Origin of the sequence: Stenotrophomonas sp. CASM114, assembly GCF_049384325.1 — a bacterium.
In the GTDB taxonomy this organism is placed as follows: Bacteria; Pseudomonadota; Gammaproteobacteria; order Xanthomonadales; family Xanthomonadaceae; genus Stenotrophomonas; species Stenotrophomonas muris.
The window spans coordinates 135,897-155,148 of sequence record NZ_JBMRGJ010000007.1; the positions used below are offsets into that span (position 1 = coordinate 135,897).

The 19,252-nt window shown below is 67.1% G+C and carries 22 protein-coding genes and 2 tRNA genes; 16 read left to right on the plus strand and 8 right to left on the minus strand.

Features of this window, described 5'->3' with window-relative positions:
• Position 1 precedes the first annotated feature (1 nt).
• From VG566_RS10065 to VG566_RS10080, 4 genes are all read left to right on the plus strand, one after another.
• Positions 2-589, plus strand: a complete 588-nt coding sequence (locus VG566_RS10065; RefSeq protein WP_014038739.1) for an anthranilate synthase component II — start codon at positions 2-4, stop codon at positions 587-589.
• 16 nt (positions 590-605) lie between these two features.
• On the plus strand, positions 606-1,637 hold the full coding sequence (trpD, locus tag VG566_RS10070; RefSeq protein WP_032960711.1) for an anthranilate phosphoribosyltransferase: 1,032 nt from the start codon (positions 606-608) through the stop codon (positions 1,635-1,637).
• A gap of 74 nt (positions 1,638-1,711) precedes the next feature.
• Positions 1,712-2,506, plus strand: coding sequence for an indole-3-glycerol phosphate synthase TrpC (gene trpC, locus VG566_RS10075; RefSeq protein ID WP_241884495.1), 795 nt, complete (start codon positions 1,712-1,714; stop codon positions 2,504-2,506).
• On the plus strand, positions 2,503-3,219 hold the full coding sequence (locus VG566_RS10080) for a haloacid dehalogenase-like hydrolase (RefSeq protein WP_005419826.1): 717 nt from the start codon (positions 2,503-2,505) through the stop codon (positions 3,217-3,219). Before trpC ends, VG566_RS10080 begins: the two co-directional genes overlap by 4 nt.
• Positions 3,220-3,331: 112 nt before the next feature.
• Here the strand turns inward: VG566_RS10080 and VG566_RS10085 are convergent, their stop codons facing one another.
• Together VG566_RS10085 and crp are read right to left on the minus strand one after the other, a co-directional pair.
• On the minus strand, positions 3,332-4,093 hold the full coding sequence (locus VG566_RS10085) for a sulfite exporter TauE/SafE family protein (RefSeq protein WP_014648664.1): 762 nt from the start codon (positions 4,091-4,093) through the stop codon (positions 3,332-3,334).
• 62 nt (positions 4,094-4,155) lie between these two features.
• Positions 4,156-4,845: a cAMP-activated global transcriptional regulator CRP gene (gene crp, locus VG566_RS10090; RefSeq protein ID WP_010482649.1), complete on the minus strand. Its 690-nt coding sequence runs from the start codon at positions 4,843-4,845 to the stop codon at positions 4,156-4,158.
• A 149-nt stretch (positions 4,846-4,994) separates the two neighbouring features.
• Between crp and speD the strand changes: the two genes are divergently transcribed.
• Entirely contained in the window at positions 4,995-5,789 is a 795-nt protein-coding gene (gene speD, locus VG566_RS10095; RefSeq protein ID WP_014648662.1) for an adenosylmethionine decarboxylase, read from the plus strand.
• 167 nt (positions 5,790-5,956) lie between these two features.
• Complete coding sequence (locus VG566_RS10100) at positions 5,957-6,277, plus strand: DMT family transporter (RefSeq protein ID WP_005419816.1); 321 nt, start codon at positions 5,957-5,959, stop codon at positions 6,275-6,277.
• Between the two features lie 82 nt (positions 6,278-6,359).
• Here the strand turns inward: VG566_RS10100 and coq7 are convergent, their stop codons facing one another.
• Complete coding sequence (gene coq7 / locus VG566_RS10105; RefSeq protein WP_014648661.1) at positions 6,360-7,004, minus strand: 2-polyprenyl-3-methyl-6-methoxy-1,4-benzoquinone monooxygenase; 645 nt, start codon at positions 7,002-7,004, stop codon at positions 6,360-6,362.
• Between the two features lie 196 nt (positions 7,005-7,200).
• Here coq7 and rplM point away from each other — a divergent pair, with 196 nt between their 5' ends.
• Together rplM and rpsI are read left to right on the plus strand one after the other, a co-directional pair.
• Entirely contained in the window at positions 7,201-7,629 is a 429-nt protein-coding gene (rplM, locus tag VG566_RS10110) for a 50S ribosomal protein L13 (RefSeq protein ID WP_005414692.1), read from the plus strand.
• Positions 7,630-7,631: 2 nt separating this feature from the next.
• Positions 7,632-8,024, plus strand: a complete 393-nt coding sequence (rpsI, locus tag VG566_RS10115; protein ID WP_005411311.1) for a 30S ribosomal protein S9 — start codon at positions 7,632-7,634, stop codon at positions 8,022-8,024.
• 323 nt (positions 8,025-8,347) lie between these two features.
• Here rpsI and VG566_RS10120 read toward each other — a convergent pair.
• Both VG566_RS10120 and VG566_RS10125 read right to left on the minus strand, forming a co-directional pair.
• Positions 8,348-8,422, minus strand: a tRNA-Gln gene (locus tag VG566_RS10120).
• Between the two features lie 55 nt (positions 8,423-8,477).
• Positions 8,478-8,554 (minus strand) — tRNA-Met (locus VG566_RS10125).
• Between the two features lie 121 nt (positions 8,555-8,675).
• Here VG566_RS10125 and VG566_RS10130 point away from each other — a divergent pair.
• The 3 genes from VG566_RS10130 (at position 8,676) to bfr (ending at position 10,228) form a co-directional block, all read left to right on the plus strand.
• Positions 8,676-9,296 carry an RNA pyrophosphohydrolase gene (locus tag VG566_RS10130; RefSeq protein WP_014648660.1) on the plus strand — a complete coding sequence of 207 codons (621 nt, stop codon included), beginning with the start codon at positions 8,676-8,678 and terminating at the stop codon, positions 9,294-9,296.
• 108 nt (positions 9,297-9,404) lie between these two features.
• Entirely contained in the window at positions 9,405-9,614 is a 210-nt protein-coding gene (locus VG566_RS10135; RefSeq protein WP_005411309.1) for a (2Fe-2S)-binding protein, read from the plus strand.
• 143 nt (positions 9,615-9,757) lie between these two features.
• Complete coding sequence (gene bfr / locus VG566_RS10140; protein WP_005419804.1) at positions 9,758-10,228, plus strand: bacterioferritin; 471 nt, start codon at positions 9,758-9,760, stop codon at positions 10,226-10,228.
• A 1-nt stretch (position 10,229) separates the two neighbouring features.
• Here bfr and VG566_RS10145 read toward each other — a convergent pair whose 3' ends face one another.
• Genes VG566_RS10145 through VG566_RS10155 form a run of 3 tightly spaced genes read right to left on the minus strand, consistent with a single transcriptional unit; the run spans position 10,230 to position 15,023 of the window.
• Positions 10,230-12,470, minus strand: a complete 2,241-nt coding sequence (locus VG566_RS10145) for an ATP-binding protein (RefSeq protein WP_241884496.1) — start codon at positions 12,468-12,470, stop codon at positions 10,230-10,232.
• Between the two features lies 1 nt (position 12,471).
• Positions 12,472-14,361, minus strand: a complete 1,890-nt coding sequence (locus VG566_RS10150) for an EAL domain-containing protein (protein WP_241884497.1) — start codon at positions 14,359-14,361, stop codon at positions 12,472-12,474.
• Between the two features lie 44 nt (positions 14,362-14,405).
• A complete protein-coding gene (locus VG566_RS10155) occupies positions 14,406-15,023 on the minus strand; it encodes a DUF4126 domain-containing protein (protein ID WP_049407839.1) in 618 nt (205 codons plus the stop codon).
• 179 nt (positions 15,024-15,202) lie between these two features.
• On the opposite strand from VG566_RS10155, the gene VG566_RS10160 reads away from it, so the two are divergent.
• From VG566_RS10160 to ampE, 5 genes are all read left to right on the plus strand, one after another.
• Positions 15,203-15,946: a DUF6776 family protein gene (locus VG566_RS10160; protein WP_032956752.1), complete on the plus strand. Its 744-nt coding sequence runs from the start codon at positions 15,203-15,205 to the stop codon at positions 15,944-15,946.
• Positions 15,947-15,950: 4 nt separating this feature from the next.
• On the plus strand, positions 15,951-16,415 hold the full coding sequence (locus tag VG566_RS10165; RefSeq protein WP_032956754.1) for a bactofilin family protein: 465 nt from the start codon (positions 15,951-15,953) through the stop codon (positions 16,413-16,415).
• A gap of 31 nt (positions 16,416-16,446) precedes the next feature.
• Positions 16,447-16,839 (plus strand): iron-sulfur cluster insertion protein ErpA, encoded by a 393-nt coding sequence (gene erpA, locus VG566_RS10170; RefSeq protein WP_046432858.1) that lies wholly within the window; start codon positions 16,447-16,449, stop codon positions 16,837-16,839.
• A 153-nt stretch (positions 16,840-16,992) separates the two neighbouring features.
• The gene (gene nudC, locus VG566_RS10175) at positions 16,993-17,898 is read left to right on the plus strand and encodes an NAD(+) diphosphatase (RefSeq protein WP_014648655.1); all 906 of its coding nucleotides are present in this window, start codon (positions 16,993-16,995) and stop codon (positions 17,896-17,898) included.
• Between the two features lie 134 nt (positions 17,899-18,032).
• Positions 18,033-18,920 carry a regulatory signaling modulator protein AmpE gene (gene ampE, locus VG566_RS10180; RefSeq protein ID WP_014648654.1) on the plus strand — a complete coding sequence of 296 codons (888 nt, stop codon included), beginning with the start codon at positions 18,033-18,035 and terminating at the stop codon, positions 18,918-18,920.
• The last annotated feature ends 332 nt before the right edge of the window (positions 18,921-19,252 follow it).

The window sequence follows — 19,252 nt, forward strand, 5'->3', positions numbered from 1 at the left end:
CATGTTGTGGATGATCGACAACTACGACAGCTTCACCTACAACCTCGTGCAGTACCTGCAGACGCTGGGCGCCGAGGTGAAGGTGGTGCGCAACGATGCGATGAGCGTGGACGAGATCGCCGCGCAGAAGCCCGAGCGCATCGTCATTTCGCCCGGCCCGTGCACGCCCAACGAAGCGGGCGTGTCGCTGGAGCTGATCCAGCGCCTGGGTCCGACCACGCCGATCCTCGGCGTCTGCCTGGGCCACCAGGGCATCGGCCAGGTCTACGGCGGCACGGTCATCCGTGCCGGCAACATCATGCACGGCAAGACCTCGCCGATCCGCCATGAAGGCAAGGGCGTGTTCGCCGGCCTGCCGGACCGCTACCAGGCCACCCGCTACCACTCGCTGGTGGTGGACAAGAACAGCCTGCCCGATGTGCTGGAAGTGACCGCCTGGACCGAGAACGACGACGGCTCGATCGAAGAGATCATGGGCCTGCGCCACCGCCAGTTCCCGGTGGAAGGCGTGCAGTTCCATCCCGAATCCATCCTCACCGAACACGGCCACGCCCTGCTGCGCAATTTCCTGCAGCGCCCGGCGGCCTGATCCAAGGAGCATTCCCATGAGCTTCTCCCCCCAGGAAGCCCTGCATCGCACCATCGAACACCGCGAAATCTTTTTCGACGAAATGGTCGACCTGATGCGGCAGATCATGCGCGGCGACGTCTCGCCGATGATGACCGCGGCGATCCTGACCGGGCTGCGCGTGAAGAAGGAGACCGTGGACGAGATCGCCGCGGCGGCCACCGTGATGCGTGAATTCGCCCGGCCAGTGCCGGTGGCCGATACCTCCAACCTGGTTGATATCGTCGGTACCGGTGGCGATGGCTCGCACACCTTCAACATCTCCACCTGCTCGATGTTCGTCGCGGCCGCCGCCGGCGCGCGCGTGGCCAAGCATGGCAACCGCAGCGTATCTTCCAAGTCCGGCAGTGCCGACGCGCTGGAAGCGCTGGGCGCGGTGATCGAACTGCAGCCGGATCAGGTGGCAGCGGCCATCGACCGGACCGGCATCGGCTTCATGTTCGCGCCGATCCATCACCCGTCGATGAAGGTCGTCGCGCCGGTGCGCCGCGAGATGGGCGTGCGCACCATCTTCAACATCCTCGGCCCGCTGACCAATCCGGCCAGCGCACCGTCGGTACTGATGGGCGTGTTCCATCCCGATCTGGTGGGCATCCAGGCCCGCGTGCTGCGCGAGCTGGGCACCGAGCGCGCCATGGTGGTCTGGGGCCGCGACAACATGGACGAGATCTCGCTGGGTGCCGGCACGCTGGTGGGCGAACTGCGCGACGGCAAGGTGCGCGAGTTCGAGATCCACCCGGAGGACTTCGGCATCGCCATGTCGGCCAGCCGCAACCTGCGCGTGGACAGCCCGGAGCAGTCCATCCAGATGCTGCGCGCGGTACTGGACAATGAGCCCGGCCCGGCGCTGGACATCGTTGCGTTGAATGCCGGCGCCGCGCTGTACGTTGCCGGCGTGGCCAGCGACATCGGCGACGGCCTGGCCCGCGCCCGTGCCGCCATCGCCAACGGCAGTGCCCGCCAGCGCCTGCAGCAGTATGTTGAGACCACCCGCGCGCTGGTTGCCTGAGCGCGCGGTTCAGCCTGACCCCGTCGATGGCCGATAATGGCCGTCCTCACCGCCCCCGCACCGAACCGAAGACGATGAGCGACATCCTGCAGACGATCCTGGCCCGCAAGGCCGAAGAAGTGGCCCAGCGCCGCGCCCAGCGCCCGCTCGAGGCGCTGCAGGCCGCCGTGGCCAGCGCCCCGCCGGTACGTGGCTTCGTGCGCGCCTTGCAGGCGGCGGTGGCCAACGGCGATCCAGCGGTGATCGCCGAGGTGAAGAAGGCCAGCCCGTCCAAGGGCGTCATCCGCCCGGACTTCCGCCCGGCCGACATCGCCGTCAGCTACGAGTTCGGCGGCGCCAGCTGCCTGTCGGTGCTGACCGACGTGGACTTCTTCCAGGGCGCCGACGCCTACCTGCAGCAGGCGCGCGAGGCGTGCACGCTGCCGGTGCTGCGCAAGGACTTCGTCATCGACGCCTACCAGGTGTACGAGGCACGCGTGCTGGGCGCCGACTGCATCCTGCTGATCGTCGCCGCGCTGGACGACACCCAGCTGGCCACGCTGTCCGAACTGGCGCTGTCGCTGGGCATGGACGTGCTGGTGGAAGTGCACGACATCGACGAGCTGGAGCGTGCGCTGCAGGTGCCGGCGCCGATGATCGGCATCAACAACCGCAACCTGCGCACGTTCGAAGTGTCGCTGCAGACCACGCTGGAGATGCAGAACGCGGTGCCGCGTGACCGCCTGCTGGTCACCGAGAGCGGCATCCTTGGCCCGCAGGACGTGGCGCTGATGCGTGACGCCGGCATCCATGCCTTCCTCGTCGGCGAAGCCTTCATGCGCGTGGAAGAGCCGGGCGAGGGCCTGCGTCAGCTATTCTTCGCGGCATGACAACGCACTATCCAACGCCGCGCGAGGATGCGCCGCTGGTGGTCTTCGACTTCGACCACACCCTGTACGACGGCGATTCGGGCACCCACCTGTTCGCCTCGCTGATCAAGCGCAACCCGCTGCGCATGCTGGCGGCGCTGCTGGTCACGCCGATCGCCGGGCCGATGGTGGCGATGCTGCCGACCCGTCGCGCGGGCATCTCGGTCTATGTGTGGATCGGCAGCTTCGGCCTGCACCGTGCGCGTGACTTCAACAAGGTGATCGACGCCTATGTGCTGCGCAACCAGGCGCAGATGCGCGCCAAGCTGCTGCCGCAGGCGCTGGAGGTGTTCGCCGCGCACCGCGCCAAGGGTGACCGCGTGGTGGTTGCCACAGGTGCGCCGCCGGAGCTGGCGCGCGCGATCCTGGCTTTCGTGGCCCACCAGGACGTACCGGTGATCGGCACCGAGGTCGGCCCACGGCTGGGCGGCGTCGGCCCGACCCGCCACTGCCACAATGAAGAGAAGATGCGCATGCTGCGCGAGCGCGGCTACGGCGACATCGATATCGCCTATTCCGACAGCACCGCCGACCTGCCGCTGCTGCTGGCAGCCAAGGCGCCGGTAGTGGTGAACCCGAAGCCGGGCCGGGTGGCGTTCTTCCGCCGCGTGCTGCCGGCGGGCACCCGCATCCTCAACTGGGGTTGCGTGGACCGGGGCGGCGACAAGGCCTGATCCCGCCGCACGGTGATGGATCTGCCGGCCAGCGGCCGGCACTACCCTTCTCCGTCGCGGTTGTGCCGGCGCTTCTCTGTCCCGGTAGTGCCGGCCGCTGGCCGGCAAACGCTCAGCGGTACAGGTGCCCGTACACCGCGTGGCCAATCTGGAACAGGCTGATCCCCAGCACCAGCACGCCGACGGCCACCAGCACCCAGCGCTCCTTCACCCGCTTGACCAGGATGGCGGCTACCGGCGCGGCCATCATGCCGCCGATCAGCAGGCCGGCGACGATCTGCAGGTGCTGCACCCCCATCGACAGCAGGAAGGTCGCCGACACCGTCAGCGTGACCACGAACTCCGCCGCATTGACCGTGCCGATCGTGGTGCGCGCCTGGCCACCCCGGGCGAGCAGGGTGGACGTGGCGATCGGCCCCCAGCCGCCGCCACCGCTGGCGTCGAGCAGGCCCGCGAAGAAGCCCAGCACCGGTACCCGTCGGATCTCGCCCTTGGGCATCCAGCGTCCGGCCGCGCGGGCCAGGATGATGATCGCCAGCACCAGCAGGTACAGGTAGATCAGTGGCCGGATGATCTCGCCCGGGATCTGCGTGAGCACGTACGCGCCCACGGCACCGCCCACCGCGCCAGGCAGGGCCAGGCGCAGGAACAGGCGCTTCTCGACATTTCCGGCTGCGAGGTGCGACACACCCGAGGCGCCAGTGGTGAACACTTCAGCGGTGTGGATGCTGGCGCTGACCTGCGCCGGGGGCAGGCCCATGCTCAGCATCACCGACGAAGACACCAGGCCGAACGCCATGCCCAGCGCGCCATCGACCAGCTGTGCGCCCAGGCCGATGAGGATGAACCACCAGAATTCGCTGCTCAGTTCCATGCCCCGAGCCTAGCGCGCGAAGGAGTGCGGACCAAGGTCCGCACCCACCGGGTGCTCAACGGTCAACGGGTGCCGTACAGCACCACGGTCTTGCCACGGGCATGCAGCAGGCCGTCGGTCTGCAGCTTCTTCAGCACGCGGCCGGCCATTTCCCGCGAGCAGCCGACCAGGCGTGCCAGCTCCTGGCGGGAGACGCGCAGCTGGCTGCCCTGCGGATGGCTCATCGCCTCCGGTTCCTGCGCCAGGTCGTGCAGGGTGCGCACGATCCGGTCGGTAACGTCCAGGAATGCCAGGCGGCTGGCCTTGCGGCTGGTGTCGAGCAGGCGCTTGGAGATCTGCTGGCCCAGCGCGTACAGCAGGCGCGGGGCGTCGGCCGACAGCGGGCCGAGGAACAGCTGATGCAGGCGCTCGTAGCTGATTTCAGCCAGCTCGCAGGCGGTACGGGTCCGCAGGATCACCTCGCGGCGGTCCGATTCGACGAACAGGCCCATCTCGCCGACGAACTCGCCGGCACCGAAGTAGCCCAGCACAAGCTCGCGATCGTCATCTTCCTCGGCCATGATCGAAACCGAGCCGCTGATGACGTAATACAGGGTTCCCGCCGGGTCACCGGGTCGGAAGACGTCGGTACGGGTGGGATATCGCCGCCTGTGGCTGTGCGCCAGGAAACGATCGATTGTGGCGATATCCAGGGCCAGTGGACTGCTAGCTAGGCGCACGGTTGACACGATAGGGGCGCTCCCTCTGCGCATGAACGGATTCACGGGGTCGATAGCGGAGCTTAACCAGCGCAATTGTTAAGGGCAAACAGTGTGCCAGAACTCTTGCGTCTTCACGTTCCCCCCGGGGGCAGTTTGCCCCATAATTCCCCCTTTCCCTTCTTACACAGGAATCGACCGCCGTGGTCAAGCCGTTGCCTCGCCTGAGGCTGCAGGGTTTCAACAACCTCACCAAGGCGCTGAGCTTCAACATCTATGACGTGTGTTACGCGCGCACCGAAGAGGAGCGTCAGCGTTACATTGAATACATCGATGAAGAGTACAACGCCGACAGGCTGACTCAAATCTTGACCGATGTCGCCGAGATCATCGGCGCCAACATCCTGAACGTGGCCCGCCAGGACTACGACCCGCAGGGTGCCTCGGTGACCATCCTGATCTCCGAAGAGCCGGTGATCGACAAGAAGCAGGCCGGCAAGGAACTGATTCCCGACGCCGTGGTCGCGCACATGGACAAGAGCCACATCACTGTCCATACCTACCCGGAAACCCATCCGCAGGAAGGCATCGCGACGTTCCGCGCGGACATCGACGTGGCCACCTGTGGCGTCATTTCGCCGCTGAAGGCCCTGAACTACCTGATCGAGAGCCTGGAATCGGACATCGTGATCATGGACTACCGTGTCCGTGGCTTCACCCGCGATGTGAAGGGCAAGAAGCATTACATCGATCACAAGATCAACTCGATCCAGAACTTCCTGGCCAAGAACATCAAGTCGCGTTACGAGATGTTCGACGTCAACGTCTACCAGGAAAACATCTTCCACACGAAGATGCACCTGAAGGACTTCGACCTGGACCAGTACCTGTTCGAGGAAAAGGCCAAGAACCTGTCGTTCAAGGAACGCATGAAGATCGAAGCGCTGCTCAAGCGCGAGATCGAAGAGCTGTTCCACGGCCGGAACCTGTCCGAGTAAGCCCCATGTGCGATGCCCGCAGGCATCGCCGCCCAGGCGGGACGACCCGCCCCGTGGAACCAGTGCCTCGCACGCGTTACAGTTCCACGGTGATGTACCGACCCACGGCCCGGTGTGAAAACACCGGGCCGTTTCGTTTTTCCCAAAAAGGTAAGGAGCCCCCACCCATGCCCTGGATCTATCTGCTGCTGGCCGGCCTGTTCGAGATCGGTTTCGCCCTCGGAATGAAGTACTCCGAAGGCTTCAGCAAACCCCTGCCCACCGTTGCCACGGTGGTGTCCGCCCTGATCAGCCTGTACCTGATGAGCCAGGCGATGAAGAGCATCCCCGTCGGCACCGCTTACGCGATCTGGACCGGCATCGGCGCCATGGGCGTGGCGGTGCTGGGTATCTACCTGTTCAACGACAGTGCGTCGCCGGCCCGCCTGGCCTGCGTGGGCCTGATCGTAGCCGGCGTGATCGGCCTGAAGCTGGTCTCGCCGAACTGATTGATGGCCCGACCAACGGTCGGGCCCCACCGTCGCCCCCCGCACCTCCTGGTAGGCCCGCACCGTTGGTGCGGGCGACCCTTCAAATGCGGTAGGCGATGGTCTTCATCACCCTGGAAGCCAGCGCCATCGCGCCCGGGATCGGGAACGGCAGGCGGCGTGCGCCGGCCTGTTCGGCGTGCTCCGCATGGCGGGCCTCGTCCTCCTTCATCACCTGGATGACCGCGCGGCTGCGCAGATCGCCGGCCGGCAGGTCGACCAGGTGCTCGTCCAGATGGGCTTCCACCTGGCGCTCGGTTTCAACCACGAAGCCCAGGTTCCAGCCGTCGCCGCGCAGACCCGCCAGGGTGCCGATGGTGTAGCTGCCGGCGTACCACAGCGGATTGAACAGGCTCGGGCGGCTGTCCAGTTCATCCAGCCGGGTCGCGCACCAGGCCAGGTGATCGGTCTCTTCCTGGGCCGCTTCCAGCAGGTGTTCACGGGTGGCCGGGTCGCGGGCCACGGCCGCCTGGCCGAAGTACAGGCCCTGTGCGCAGACCTCGCCGACATGGTTGATCCGCATCAGCCCCGCGGCGTGGCGGCGCTCGGCGCGGTCCATGCCCGGCTCGCCGGTGCCTGCGGCCGGGTAGGGGCGGGCCGCCGGAGGGTTGCCGAACACCGTGTCCAGGGCGCGCTGCGCCTCGGTCAGCAGGTGGTCCAGCGGGGTGGTCTGGCGGAGCACGGTCATGGCGGCACGCGGTGGGGCGGGAGACCCGCCGATTCTCGCCCGCCCCCGCTCCCCTGCCAACCCGGGGCAGGGCCAGCTTGCACCGAGGGCGTGACCTGCGTACAATCCCGCCTCTTGCGCTTCACCTTTCACAACGCGTGGCAGAGTTCCGGCGAGTCCTTCGCCGCAATGAGCCCGACCTAACCTAGAGTTCTTCATGAGCACTTTCACTGCCAAGAACGAGACCGTCCAGCGCGACTGGTACCTCGTCGACGCCGAGGGCAAGACCCTGGGCCGTCTCGCCACCGAGCTGGCCCGCCGTCTGCGCGGCAAGCACAAGCCGGTCTACACCCCCCACGTTGATACCGGCGACTACCTGGTCGTCATCAATGCAGAAAAGATTGCCGTCACCGGCAAGAAGCTGCAGGACAAGATGTATCACCGTTTCACCGGCTACATCGGCAACCTGAAGACCGAATCCCTGGCCCAGGCGCTGGAGCGCCACCCGGAGCGCGTGATCGAGATCGCCGTGAAGGGCATGCTGCCGAAGGGCCCGCTGGGTCGCCAGATGTACCGCAAGCTCAAGGTCTACGCCGGCACTGAGCATCCGCACGCCGCACAGCAGCCGCAGGTTCTGGATATCTAATCATGGCTATCACTCAAAACTACGGCACTGGCCGCCGCAAGTCCTCCACCGCTCGCGTGTTCCTGCGCAAGGGTTCGGGCAACATCACCGTCAATGGTCGTCCGCTGGACGAGTTCTTCGGTCGTGAGACCGCGCGCATGATCGTGCGCCAGCCGCTCGAGCTGACCAAGAACACCGAAAGCTTCGACATCCTGGTCACCGCCGCTGGCGGCGGCACCACCGGCCAGGCCGGTGCGATCCGCCTGGGCATCGCCCGTGCGCTGGTCGAGTACGACGAAACCCTGAAGTCCGAGCTGCGCAAGGCCGGCTTCATGACCCGTGACGCCCGTGAAGTCGAGCGTAAGAAGGTCGGTCTGCACAAGGCCCGCCGCGCCACCCAGTTCTCCAAGCGCTGATCTACCGCGCCTGGTTGGGCTCCTGCGGGAGCCCGCTGGTTGGAAAAGCAAAAGCCCGGCTTCGGCCGGGCTTTTGTCGTTCTGGGGTTGTGGATTTCCTGGTTGCCAGCCAGCGGCCGGCACTACCCGGGGTTTCGCATCTCGGAAGGGGTGGGGTCAGAGCCTTTTCCTTTGGAAAAGGATCCGACCCCGGGCCTCTCTCTGGAGAGGAGCCCCCTTGTTGTTCAAGGGGGTGCGCCGACAGGCGCGGGGATAAGGTGGAATGCGCGATCAAATTAAAAGCAAAAGGCCAGATCTTTCGATCTGGCCTTTTGCTTTTAATTTGGCTGCCCCGGATGGATTCGAACCACCGAATGCCTGAGTCAGAGTCAGGTGCCTTACCGCTTGGCGACGGGGCAAAACGTGCAACTATTTTCTCACTTTTCACACTGAAAAACAACTTGATTTTCAGTGTGGTGGCTATGGGTGGACTCGAACCACCGACCCCAGCATTATGAGTGCTGTGCTCTAACCGGCTGAGCTACATAGCCTTGGTGAGCCCGCTATTCTGCGGATGTGTATCGACCCTGTCAACACTTTTGTGTCGTGCTTGTGGGCCGACAGAGGGCATGGGATAGTCCCGACCAGTAGATTTTCTTAGGAGTCCGCATCGTGATCGATCCGGACGGCTATCGACCGAACGTCGGCATCGTGCTGATGCGGCAGGACGGCCAGGTGTTCTGGGCACGACGCGTGCGCCGGGATGGCTGGCAGTTCCCGCAGGGTGGCATGAACACCGACGAGACGCCTGTCGAGGCCATGTATCGTGAACTGCAGGAAGAGACCGGCCTGCTGCCTGAGCATGTGGAAGTGCTCGGGGCCACGCCCGGCTGGCTGCGCTACAAGCTGCCGGCGCGGGCCATCCGCCGCAACGAGCGGCAGGTCTGCATCGGCCAGAAACAGGTCTGGTTCCTGCTGCGCCTGACCGGCGACGAATCCCACGTGACGCTGGACCACACCGACTCGCCCGAGTTCGACCACTGGCGCTGGGTCGACTTCTGGTACCCGGTAGAGCACGTGGTGATGTTCAAACGCGGCGTCTATGCGCGTGCCCTGCGACACCTGGCGCCACTGGCGCGTGGCGTGGCCGGGCAGGGCGTCACCGCCATGCCCAAGAGCGCCGCCGAGGCCTGGATGCCGGGCCACACCGCCGGGCACGATCGCCCGCGCAAGCGCCCGCGGACCCGAGGGTACTGGCCGAAGAAGGTCACGGGCGACGGCCCGGCCAGCTGACCGGCTGAACGGTATCGAGAATGGTTCAGGTCTCTGATTGACAACCATTCTCGTTTCCATTGGAATAGCCACCAGGCCGCTTGTGGCCTGTCAGCCCGGTTCACGCCTGTGTACGTCTGCATCTGCAACGGAGTCACCGACCACCAGATCCGCGAAGCCGCCAGCCATGGCGTCAGCACGGTGGCCGAACTGACCATGCGTACCGGTTGTGGTGCCACCTGCGGTTCCTGCCTGGACATGGCCGGCGACCTGCTGGCCAAGGCACGTGCGACCCACGATCTGCCGCTGCCGGTATTGGGCCTGGCGCAGGTCGCCTGATCGCCTTTTCGCGGCGCATTGACGCCGCGCTTTCGCATCCTTCACCTTCGGCCGCGGCAGGCCAATGCGCACGATTCGCGTTCCTTCACGAGCGCACGCGAGGCGTTAAAGTGCCTGCGTTTTCAGCGTGCAGGAGCACCCCCATGAAGGGCGACACCAAGGTCATCGAATTCCTCAACAAGGTCCTCTACAACGAGCTGACCGCGATCAACCAGTACTTCCTGCACGCCAAGATGCTGAAGAACTGGGGCATCAAGGAACTGGCCGAACACGAGTACAAGGAATCGATCGACGAGATGAAGCATGCCGACATGCTCGCCGACCGCATCCTGTTCCTTGAAGGCCTGCCGAATTTCCAGGCGTTGGGCAAGCTGCGCATCGGCGAGAACCCGACCGAGATCCTGCAGTGCGACCTGTCGCTGGAACGCGATGGCGTGGTCACCCTGCGCGAGGCCGTGGCCTATTCCGATTCGGTTGGCGACTACGTCAGCCGCCAGCTGTTCGTGAAGATCCTCGATTCGGAAGAGGAGCACATCGACTGGCTGGAAACCCAGCTGGACCTGATCGAGCGTATCGGCGAGCCGAAGTACCTGCTGAGCAAGCTGGAAGAGTGAGTCAGCCGCCCTGGCCGGGGCGGTGCTGTGCCAGGTAGCCCGTCAGTGCAACGCGCGCCCGGGCGAATTCCGCAACCAGCAGCGCCACCGCCACCGCGGGGCGCTGCAGGCTGCCACTACGGGCTTCGTGCTCGATCCGCTGCGCGATCGCCGACAGCGACAATGCGCCGACGTTTGCACTCGATGACTTCAGGCTGTGCGCTGTGGCCTGCAAGCGCAGCTCATCGCCGTTCTGCGCGGCCAGCTGCAACTGCTGCACCATCACCGGCGCATCTTCAAGAAAGACCATGACGATCTGGGTGGCAGCGTCGCCGATCACGGTGTGCAGTTCATCCAGCACGTCGCGGTCGATCACCGGTTTCGGCGCGGCTTGGCTTGTCGTCTCCTGTAGAGCCGAGCCATGCTCGGCTGATGGAGTGGGAGTGCCACTGGCCGTCAGCCGAGCATGGCTCGGCTCTGCAGACGGCTCCACAGAAAATTGTCCAGGTGATGCAGCTTTGCCGCCACCCCAACGCAGCAGCAGCGCATGCAGCGTGGCGCGCGCGATCGGCTTGGACAGGTAATCGTCCATGCCCGCCTGCAGGCAGCGCTCGCGGTCACCGGCCATGGCGTTGGCGGTCATGGCGATGATCGGCAGGCGCGCGCGCCCGGTCTCCACTTCTTCGGCGCGCCAGCGGCGCGTGGCGGCGTAGCCGTCCAGCACCGGCATCTGGCAATCCATCAACACGATGTCCACGCCGCCTTCGCGGAGGGCGGCCAGCGCCTGCTCGCCATCGGCGGCGTTGCGCACTTCGCACTGGAACACGCGCAGCAGTTGTTCGGCGACCATCCGGTTGACGGTATTGTCCTCCACCAGCAGCACACGCAGATGCAACGGCGGCAGCGTGGCAGCCGGTTGCTCGTTGTCCGCGCTGGCCAGCAGCGCAGCGGGGCGGGCGGGGGCGACCGGTGCAGCCAGCAGTGCATGCAGGGCCGCATCGTCGAAGTGCGGGGGCAGCTGGCGCTGGCGCTGGCGTTGTGGAAGTGCGCCCTCCTGCAGCCACAGCACCTGCAGCGCATCGTCGTCACCACGTTCACTCAGCGCCAGCTGCAGCGTGGCCTCACCGTTGCGGCGTGCGCGGGCATCGACCAGCAGCCATGCCGGTGCCGGTTGTCCGGGCCGCGCGGGAGCGCGCAGGCGCTCGACCACGGCATCCAGCTGTGCCAGCACCTGCACCTGCAGCCCATGGTGGGCGGCGATGCGCTCGATACGTGCCTGCAGCGTTGCATCGGCACTGAACAGCAGCAGCGGTGCCGGTGCGCGCGCCATCGCCGGCAGGTCGCCAGCGACCTTCAGCAGCGGGATCTCGAACCAGAAGGTTGCGCCCTGGCCCGGCGTGGAGTGCACGCCGATGTGCCCGTGCATCAGGTCGATGATGCGCTTGCAGATGGCCAGGCCCAGGCCGGTGCCGCCATAGATGCGGGTGGTGGATGCGTCGGCCTGGCTGAAGGACTGGAACAGGCGTGCCTGCAGCGCGTCGTCGATGCCGATGCCGGTATCGATGATCTCGAAGCGCAGCTGGTGCTGCGCGGCACTTTCACCCAGGCGCAGCACGCGCAGCTGCACCTGGCCGCGGGCGGTGAACTTGATGGCGTTGGCCAGCAGGTTGCTCAGCACCTGGCGCAGGCGCACCGGGTCGCCGCGCACCGGCAGGCGCACCGATGGATCCAGTTGCAGGCCCAGGGCCAGGCCCTTGGCGTCGGCGGCCCGCTGCATCAGCTGTACCACGCCATCGAGCAGGTCGCGCAGGTTGAAGCTGGTGATCTCCAGTTCCAGCGCCTGCGCTTCCAGCCGGGAGTAGTCGAGGATGTCGTCGACGATGCGCAGCAGCTGTTGCGAACTGGCCGAGGCGGTGGCCAGCATCTGCCGCTGGTCTTCGCCCAGCGGCCCGCGTGCGATCAGCTCCAGCATCGGCAGGATGCCGTTGAGCGGGGTGCGGATCTCGTGGCTCATCGTGGCCAGGAACTCGCCCTTGGCCAGCACGGCCGCCTCGGCGGCCTGCTTGGCCTGCAGCAGCTGTTGCTCCAGCTGGCCCTGGCGTTCGGTGGTATGGCGAAGCTGGTCGCGTTCGGCGGCCAGCGCACTGTGCGTGCGCTGCAGCTGGGCAAGCGCATGGTTGCGCGCGCGCAGGCGCAGGCCCAACAGCAGCAGCGCGATGGCGGCCGCAGCAAGGGCAACCAGCAGCACGCCCCACAGCGGCACGTCAGAGCACCGCGTTGTGGAAGTCGAAGTTCAGGTCGCTGCCGGCCGACTGCACCATGTTGCCCTGGATGTAGTCGACGCCGCCTACCCACATCGCCGCTGCAGCCTGCGGATCCTCGATCTGCTGGCCGATGATCTGCAGTCCGGCGGCATGGGCCTGTTCGATCGTCTTGCGCAGCGCCTCGCGCGTGGCCGGATTGGAGTGGCTGCTGGAGAAGCGCGCAGCCATGCGCACGAACGACAGCGGCAGCTGGGTCAGCAGTGCATCGGCCTCGCCGCTGGGTTCGAACTGGCTCAGGCAGAAGCGCACCCCCGCGCTGGCCATGCGCTGGCAGAACTGCTGCAGCGGCACGGTGTGGATCAGTGCGTCGGGCAGGCGCACGTCGATCACCAGCGCACTGCCAAGCAGGTCACGCTGCTGCAGTGATTCCAGCAGCCAGTCGGCGAAGGCATCGCGCTGCAGGGTGCGCAGCGACTGCGAGACGAACAGGCTCAGCGGCTGCGTTGCGTGCCGGTACAGATCCAGCAGGCCCAGTGCGTGGTCCATCACCTGCTGGTCGAGGTCGGCGATGCGCCCGGCGGCTTCCGCGGCGGGGATCACCTGGCCGGCCGCCAGCACCGTGCCATCGGCCTGGCGCAGGCGCAGCAGCAACTGGTATTGCGCGGTGTTGCCGCCTGCCACGGCGACGATCGGCTGGTAGGCCAGTTCCAGCTGGCCCTCCAGCAGCGCCAGGTGTTCCTGTTCGGTGACTGCCTGGCGATGCACATGGCCCGCCACGCCGGCGCTGAGCAGGCGCGCCTGCAGGGTGGTGCGCTCAACCGCTTCCAGCGCACTGCTGGCATCCTCGAAGCCCGGCGACAGCGGCGCATAGCCGACCACGCCGCGCAGATGCACGGATTCGTCGTCGCGGATCACGAAGGCGCGGGCCGACAGCTGCTCGCGCAAGCTCGCGGCGATGCCTTCGAGGGCGTCCTCGTCGGCGTTGCGGGCCAGCAGCAGGAAGCTGTTGTCGTTCAGCCGCGCCAGCAGGTGCGGATGGCCGGCTTCGGCCAGGCGCTGCCCGGCCTGCACCATCAGCCGTTCAAACGCGGCATAGCCATAGCGTTCGCGCAGGCCCAGCGCACTGGCCACTTCGATGAAGAACACGCCGCCCCGGTCGCGGTGGGCGAGTGCGGTGTTGAGCTGCTGCAGCACATGGTGGCGCGTCGGCAGGCCGGTTTCCGGATTGCTGGTGGCCGGTGCGCCGGTGGCGCCCGGCAGGGTCGCGGCCTGGGCACGCGCGCGGCGGATGCGGTTGGCCACCGCTGCGATCAGGTGGCGCGGCCGGATCGGCTTGCTCAGGTAGTCGTCGGCGCCGCTGTCGAGCACTTCGAACTGGCGCTCTGGATCCGGATCGCCGCTGAGGAACACGATCGGCAGCAGCTGCAGGCCGGGCTGCTGGCGGATCAGCGCGGTCAGGCGCATGCCGTCCAGCCCGGGCAGGTGCAGATCCATCAGGATCAGGTCGGGGCGGTGCTCCTTGATCGCCTGCAGCGCGGCATCGGCATCGCTGTGCACGATCGCCTGCATGCCGGCGCCGTGCAGCACGCTCTGCGCGAACAGCGCCTGGGCGCGATCATCTTCAACGATCAGCACGCGGTAGGGCGAGTCCGCGGGCGGCGGGGCCAGATCGTTGTTGCCGGCTTCGGCCAGTGCGATCGGGCCGGGCAGCGGCGGCGGTGCGCTGTTGACCGGCGCCGGGGCATCGGTCGCGATGGGCGGCGGGGTCGCAGCCGTCGGTGCGGCCACAGCGGGGCCTGCCGCCTCGGGCGCCCAGCGCTGCCAATGATCGGCCGGAGGGGTTTCAGCGCGTCCCGGGCGGGCGCCCGCGGGGGATTCGTTTGCGGCCATCGGTGCTCCTGGTGTTCGCGTCCATTATGCGACAAGCCCGGTGCTCAACCGGTACTGCTGTGCCCCGGCGGTGCTGCCGATGCACCGCGCGCCAGCCAGCGCACGCCCTTCCACAGCGCGCGCCAGACCAGCCACACCAGCAGCGCGCCGGCCAGGCTGCAGGCCAGCACCACGATCAGCGCGATCCACGGGTGTGCCAGGGCCAGCGCCAGGCCACCGACTACCACGGTGTCCTCGGCGGCGGAGGCGACCCAGTTGCTGGCCGGTTCCGGCGAGGTATTGAGCAGCGCGCGGGTACCGGCCTTCAGGCCGTGGCTGGCGAGGGCGACGCCGGCACCGGCGGCGAGTGCGCCGGCGCCGAGCTGACCGTCCGGCGACAGGGTAGCCGCTGCGAGGAACGCGCCGGCCGGCACGCGTGCGAGCGTCTGCACCAGGTCCCAGACCGAGTCCACGCCGGGAATCTTGTCGGCGAAGAACTCGGCGATGGCCAGCGCCGCCGACGTGCCCAGCACCCACCAGGATTCGGTGGCCTGCAGGGCGGGCGGCAGGTCGACCCAGCCGAGCAGGCCGGCAAGGCCGACGCCGAACACGGTGAGGTAGACGCGGATGCCGGCCAGCCAGGCCAGCAGGATGCCGATCACGAACAGGTGGGCTTCGGTCATGGCGATGCTCCGGCGACGGAACTGTGCAGGGGACCACACTATCGACGATGGCATGCCTGAACGCCACAGACCGTGGCCGGCCACGGCGCAGGAAACCCACCCGTCCTGTCATACACTAGCCCGTCGTTTGCCACAGGGGCCGTACCGGTGTCGCCCTCGCGATACCCCGGAAACCACCCATGACCAACCGTCCTCCCATGCGCGTGCAGGTACGCCTGCCCGGCGCGCCGCAACCGCCGGCCGACCGTCGCCGCCTACTGGTGATCGGCGGCATCTGGCTGCTCAGCCTGGTGCTGGCGGTGCTGGGTGGCTGCTGGATGGCCACGCCACGCGATGCCCAGGGCCAGCGCCTGCAGGCTGCCGAGAAGCGCGCCGAGACGCTGCAGGCGCAGCTGACCGAGCTGCGCCAGAAGCAGGCCACGCTGGAAGCCTCCGACCGCATCAGCCGCGCCGCCAATAACGAGGTGCAGTCCTCGCTGGCCGAGCGCGATGAGGAAATCGCCGGCCTGCGCGCCGACGTTGCCTTCTATGAGCGCCTGGTGGGTTCGACCAGCCAGCGCAAGGGCCTGAACACCCACTCGATCGAGTTCAGCCCGGAAGCGGCCGGCACCTGGCAGTACACCGCCGTGCTGACCCAGAACCTCAACCGCGGCGCCATCAGCCAGGGGCAGATGCGCTTCACCGTGGAAGGCGTGAAGAACGGCAAGCTGGCCACGATCAGCTGGGATGATCTGCACCAGCGCAGCAAGGTGCCGGGACAGGATTACTCGTTCCGGTACTTCCAGCAGCTCACCGGCAGCGTGATGCTGCCGGCTGACTTCACCCCGCAACGCGTGCGGGTGACATTGGGGAGTGGTACGGGGGGTACCACCCAGGTATTCGACTGGAAACAGGCCGGCGCGCCGGCCAGCAAAGGGGAGTAGGCAGATGTTCGGAAGCAGCAAATCCAACCGTGAAGGCCAGCTGGTGGTGGATGCCCTGATCGGCAACCAGGTGGTGATCCGCGGTGATGTGGAATTCAGTGGTGGCCTGTATGTGGAAGGTCGCATCCACGGCAAGGTGATCGCCACAGAAGGCGCCAGCGGCGCGACCCTGACGGTCGCCGAGCATGGCGTGATCGAGGGTGAGATCCGGGCCCAGGTGGTGGTCATCAGCGGCCGTCTGGACGGCGATGTACACGCCACCGAGAAGGTCGAGCTGACCCCCAGCGCACGGGTCAATGGCAACGTCCATTACCAGGTGGTGGAGATGAATGCGGGCGCCCAGCTGAACGGCCGCCTGATCCATGCCAGCGCCCCGATGGCGGCCCTGCCGGCGCCGGAAGGCGATGAGGCCAATGGCGGCAAGGGCGACACCGCCGCACGCCGCAAGCTGGCCGAGGCGATGGCTTGAAAGCCATCCCCGGCACCCCCATGCTGGCACCATGAGCACGCTAGTCTCCCTGCCCGGCGCCACCCCGCTTGCCGCGCCCGATTACCAATCGCTGGAGCGCCCGCTGAACTTCACCGAGTCGGCGGCCGCCAAGGTCAAATCCCTGATCCAGGAAGAGGGCAACCCCGACCTGGCCCTGCGTGTGTACATCGAGGGCGGCGGCTGTTCGGGCTTCCAGTACGGGTTCGAGTTCGACGAGAACCGTGCCGAGGATGACCTGGCGGTACAGACCAGCGGGGTGACCCTGCTGGTCGACCCGCTGAGCCTGCAGTACCTGATGGGCGCCGAGGTGGACTACACCGAGAGCCTGACCGGTGCCCAGTTCGTGATCCGCAACCCGAACGCAAAGACCACCTGCGGCTGCGGCAGCAGCTTCAGCATGTAAAAGGCCTGTGGCCGGAATGTGCCAACCAGGGTTGGCACCTGCCAGAGCGGGTAGATCCACGCCATGCGTGGATGATCCTTCCTGCATCCACAACGGCAGATTGCGCACAGCGCCGACCTTGCCACCCGCATCGATTGGCGGCACGCTTGCAGGATGCCCAATACTCCTTCGCCGCTTTCCGGTTTCGCCTTCGTGGGTGAACCGCTGGAGCGCGCCGATGCCCTGCGCGAAGATGCCGATGCACTGGCGCGCCTGTGGCCGGGCGCGCGCATTCTCGTGCTCGATCAGGACGGCAGCGCCTTCACCGGCGATGACGATCAGCCACTGGCGCTGACCGGCGCCGACATCGGCGGCGGCCCGGGTGCCGCGATCTTCCTCGGCCTGCGCGGAGAGCAGGCGTGGTTCTCGGTTGAAGCCACCAACGTCACCATCAGCGCACCACGCCGGCTTGATCTGCGCCAGGCCGCGCTGCTGTGGTCGATGGCCGATGCGACCGCCTTCAGCTATGCCCGCGGCATGTCGTACTGGCACTCGCGCACCCGCTTCTGCGGCGTGTGCGGCGGCGCCGTGGCGTTTGCCCGTGGTGGCTTCGTCGGCCGCTGCGGGCAGTGTTCCACCGAGCACTACCCGCGTGTCGACCCGGCGGTGATCGTCGCCGTGGAAAACCAGGGCCGGCTGCTGCTGGGCCGGCAGTCGAACTGGGCCCCGCGTCGCTACTCGGTGCTGGCCGGCTTCGTCGAACCCGGCGAGACCTTCGAGCAGACCGTGGTGCGCGAAGTCCATGAAGAGAGCAAGGTGCGGGTGACGGCCTGCCAGTACCTCGGTTCGCAGCCCTGGCCATTCCCGGGTGCGCTGATGGTTGGCTTCCGCGCACAGGCGCAGGATGACCTGCCGACCGTGGACGGTGAGCTGGAAGACGCGCGCTGGTTCAGTGCCGACGAGGTCGGCGCGGCACTGGCGCGCGACGTGGAGGACGATGGCCAGGGTATCCGCCTGTCGCCGCCGATCTCGATTTCGCGCGGCCTGATCGAGCATTGGTACCGGCAGCAGAAGGGCTGAGCCGGGCCGGCTGGGGCGATTGCATTGCCGCCACCTGAACACGGCCCGGGTTACAGTGCGGGTCATCGCGGAGGGCGCCGCTGCGACAGGTAAGGTAGCGGCGCCGAGCGTTTTGTTTCGTAGGGAGACCTGCCATGTTCACCACTCTGGCCGCCGTGCTGGTGGCACTGGCCCTGGGCCATGTTGCTCCGGCCGCTGCTGCCTCGCTGCGCCGTTTCGACGGTTTCCGGCGTTGGCTGGGCTGGCTGGATGCGCGTGGTGGCAAGGCCTGGCAGGGACCGGCCGGCGTTGCCTTGGCACTGCTGCCGCCGCTGTTGCTGATGGTGCTGCTGGCGTGGCTGTTGCGCGGGGTGCTGTTCGGCCTGCCGTCGCTGCTGCTGGGCGTGGCGGTGCTGGCCTGGTGCTGGGGCCCGCGTGACCTGGACCGCGATATCGAGGCCATTATCGATGCCGATGATGCGGCGACGCGGCAGGCTGCAGTGCGCAACCTGCAGTCGGCCGGCGGCAGCCTGCGCGAGGACATTCCGTCACTGGTCGAGGCGACGGTGCTCAACGCACTGCGGCGCTGGTTCGCGGTGCTGTTCTGGTTCCTGTTGCTGGGCCCGGCTGGCGCGCTCGGTTACCGGCTGCTGGCGCTGATGGCGGAGAGCCCGATGCGCGCACGCGTGCCGGTGGAGCCGCTGGCGCTGGCGCAGCGCCTGCTGGGCTGGATCGAGTGGCCGGTGGCGCAGCTGATGGCCTTCTCGATGGCGCTGGTGGGCAATTTCGATACGGCGTGGAAGGCCTGGCGCCAGGCCCATGGCGAACGCCTGGCCGGCAACATCGGGTTCCTTGGCGCGGTGGCGCGGGCCAGCGTCAACGCCGAGCTGCGTGAGGATGCGCACGATTACACCGAGGCAGGGTTGCTGCCGGTGTGGCAGCGGTTGCCGGACCTGCGTGATGCGATGAGCCTGGTGTGGCGGATGCTGCTGCTGTGGCTGGCGGTCCTCGCCCTGCTGGTGATTGCAGGCTGGGTGACGTAGTTGCTTTGCAGGGCTTGCAGCCCTGCACCTGCAGAGGCCAAAGCCAAAGCCAAAGCCAAAGCGGCTCTGGATTGCTGAGGGTTGGGCGGGGCGGTGTGGGGCTGCAGGACACGTCGTAAACCCGTCCCTGGGGGCTCGATGGCGCCATCCATGGCGCCAACGGTCCTGCTGCCCCACACCGCCCCACCCCCGACAGTTTCCCGGTGACGGTGGGTCAACCGCGACTGCCGGTGGGTGTCGACCTTGGTCGACACGGTCGATCCACGCCATGCGTGGATACAGAGCGAAGCGATCCGCTTCCGCTTTTGATCTTCTCTTTCTTTTCCGTGGTG

Coding starts and splice junctions, on each gene's coding strand:
- VG566_RS10065 (WP_014038739.1), top strand. CDS start 2: ATGTTGTGGATGATCGACAACTACGACAGCTTCACCTACAACCTCGTG.
- trpD (WP_032960711.1), top strand. CDS start 606: ATGAGCTTCTCCCCCCAGGAAGCCCTGCATCGCACCATCGAACACCGC.
- trpC (WP_241884495.1), top strand. CDS start 1,712: ATGAGCGACATCCTGCAGACGATCCTGGCCCGCAAGGCCGAAGAAGTG.
- VG566_RS10080 (WP_005419826.1), top strand. CDS start 2,503: ATGACAACGCACTATCCAACGCCGCGCGAGGATGCGCCGCTGGTGGTC.
- VG566_RS10085 (WP_014648664.1), bottom strand. CDS start 4,093: ATGGAACTGAGCAGCGAATTCTGGTGGTTCATCCTCATCGGCCTGGGC.
- crp (WP_010482649.1), bottom strand. CDS start 4,845: ATGCGCAGAGGGAGCGCCCCTATCGTGTCAACCGTGCGCCTAGCTAGC.
- VG566_RS10100 (WP_005419816.1), top strand. CDS start 5,957: ATGCCCTGGATCTATCTGCTGCTGGCCGGCCTGTTCGAGATCGGTTTC.
- coq7 (WP_014648661.1), bottom strand. CDS start 7,004: ATGACCGTGCTCCGCCAGACCACCCCGCTGGACCACCTGCTGACCGAG.
- rplM (WP_005414692.1), top strand. CDS start 7,201: ATGAGCACTTTCACTGCCAAGAACGAGACCGTCCAGCGCGACTGGTAC.
- rpsI (WP_005411311.1), top strand. CDS start 7,632: ATGGCTATCACTCAAAACTACGGCACTGGCCGCCGCAAGTCCTCCACC.
- bfr (WP_005419804.1), top strand. CDS start 9,758: ATGAAGGGCGACACCAAGGTCATCGAATTCCTCAACAAGGTCCTCTAC.
- VG566_RS10150 (WP_241884497.1), bottom strand. CDS start 14,361: ATGGCCGCAAACGAATCCCCCGCGGGCGCCCGCCCGGGACGCGCTGAA.
- VG566_RS10155 (WP_049407839.1), bottom strand. CDS start 15,023: ATGACCGAAGCCCACCTGTTCGTGATCGGCATCCTGCTGGCCTGGCTG.
- VG566_RS10160 (WP_032956752.1), top strand. CDS start 15,203: ATGACCAACCGTCCTCCCATGCGCGTGCAGGTACGCCTGCCCGGCGCG.
- VG566_RS10165 (WP_032956754.1), top strand. CDS start 15,951: ATGTTCGGAAGCAGCAAATCCAACCGTGAAGGCCAGCTGGTGGTGGAT.
- erpA (WP_046432858.1), top strand. CDS start 16,447: ATGAGCACGCTAGTCTCCCTGCCCGGCGCCACCCCGCTTGCCGCGCCC.
- nudC (WP_014648655.1), top strand. CDS start 16,993: ATGCCCAATACTCCTTCGCCGCTTTCCGGTTTCGCCTTCGTGGGTGAA.
- ampE (WP_014648654.1), top strand. CDS start 18,033: ATGTTCACCACTCTGGCCGCCGTGCTGGTGGCACTGGCCCTGGGCCAT.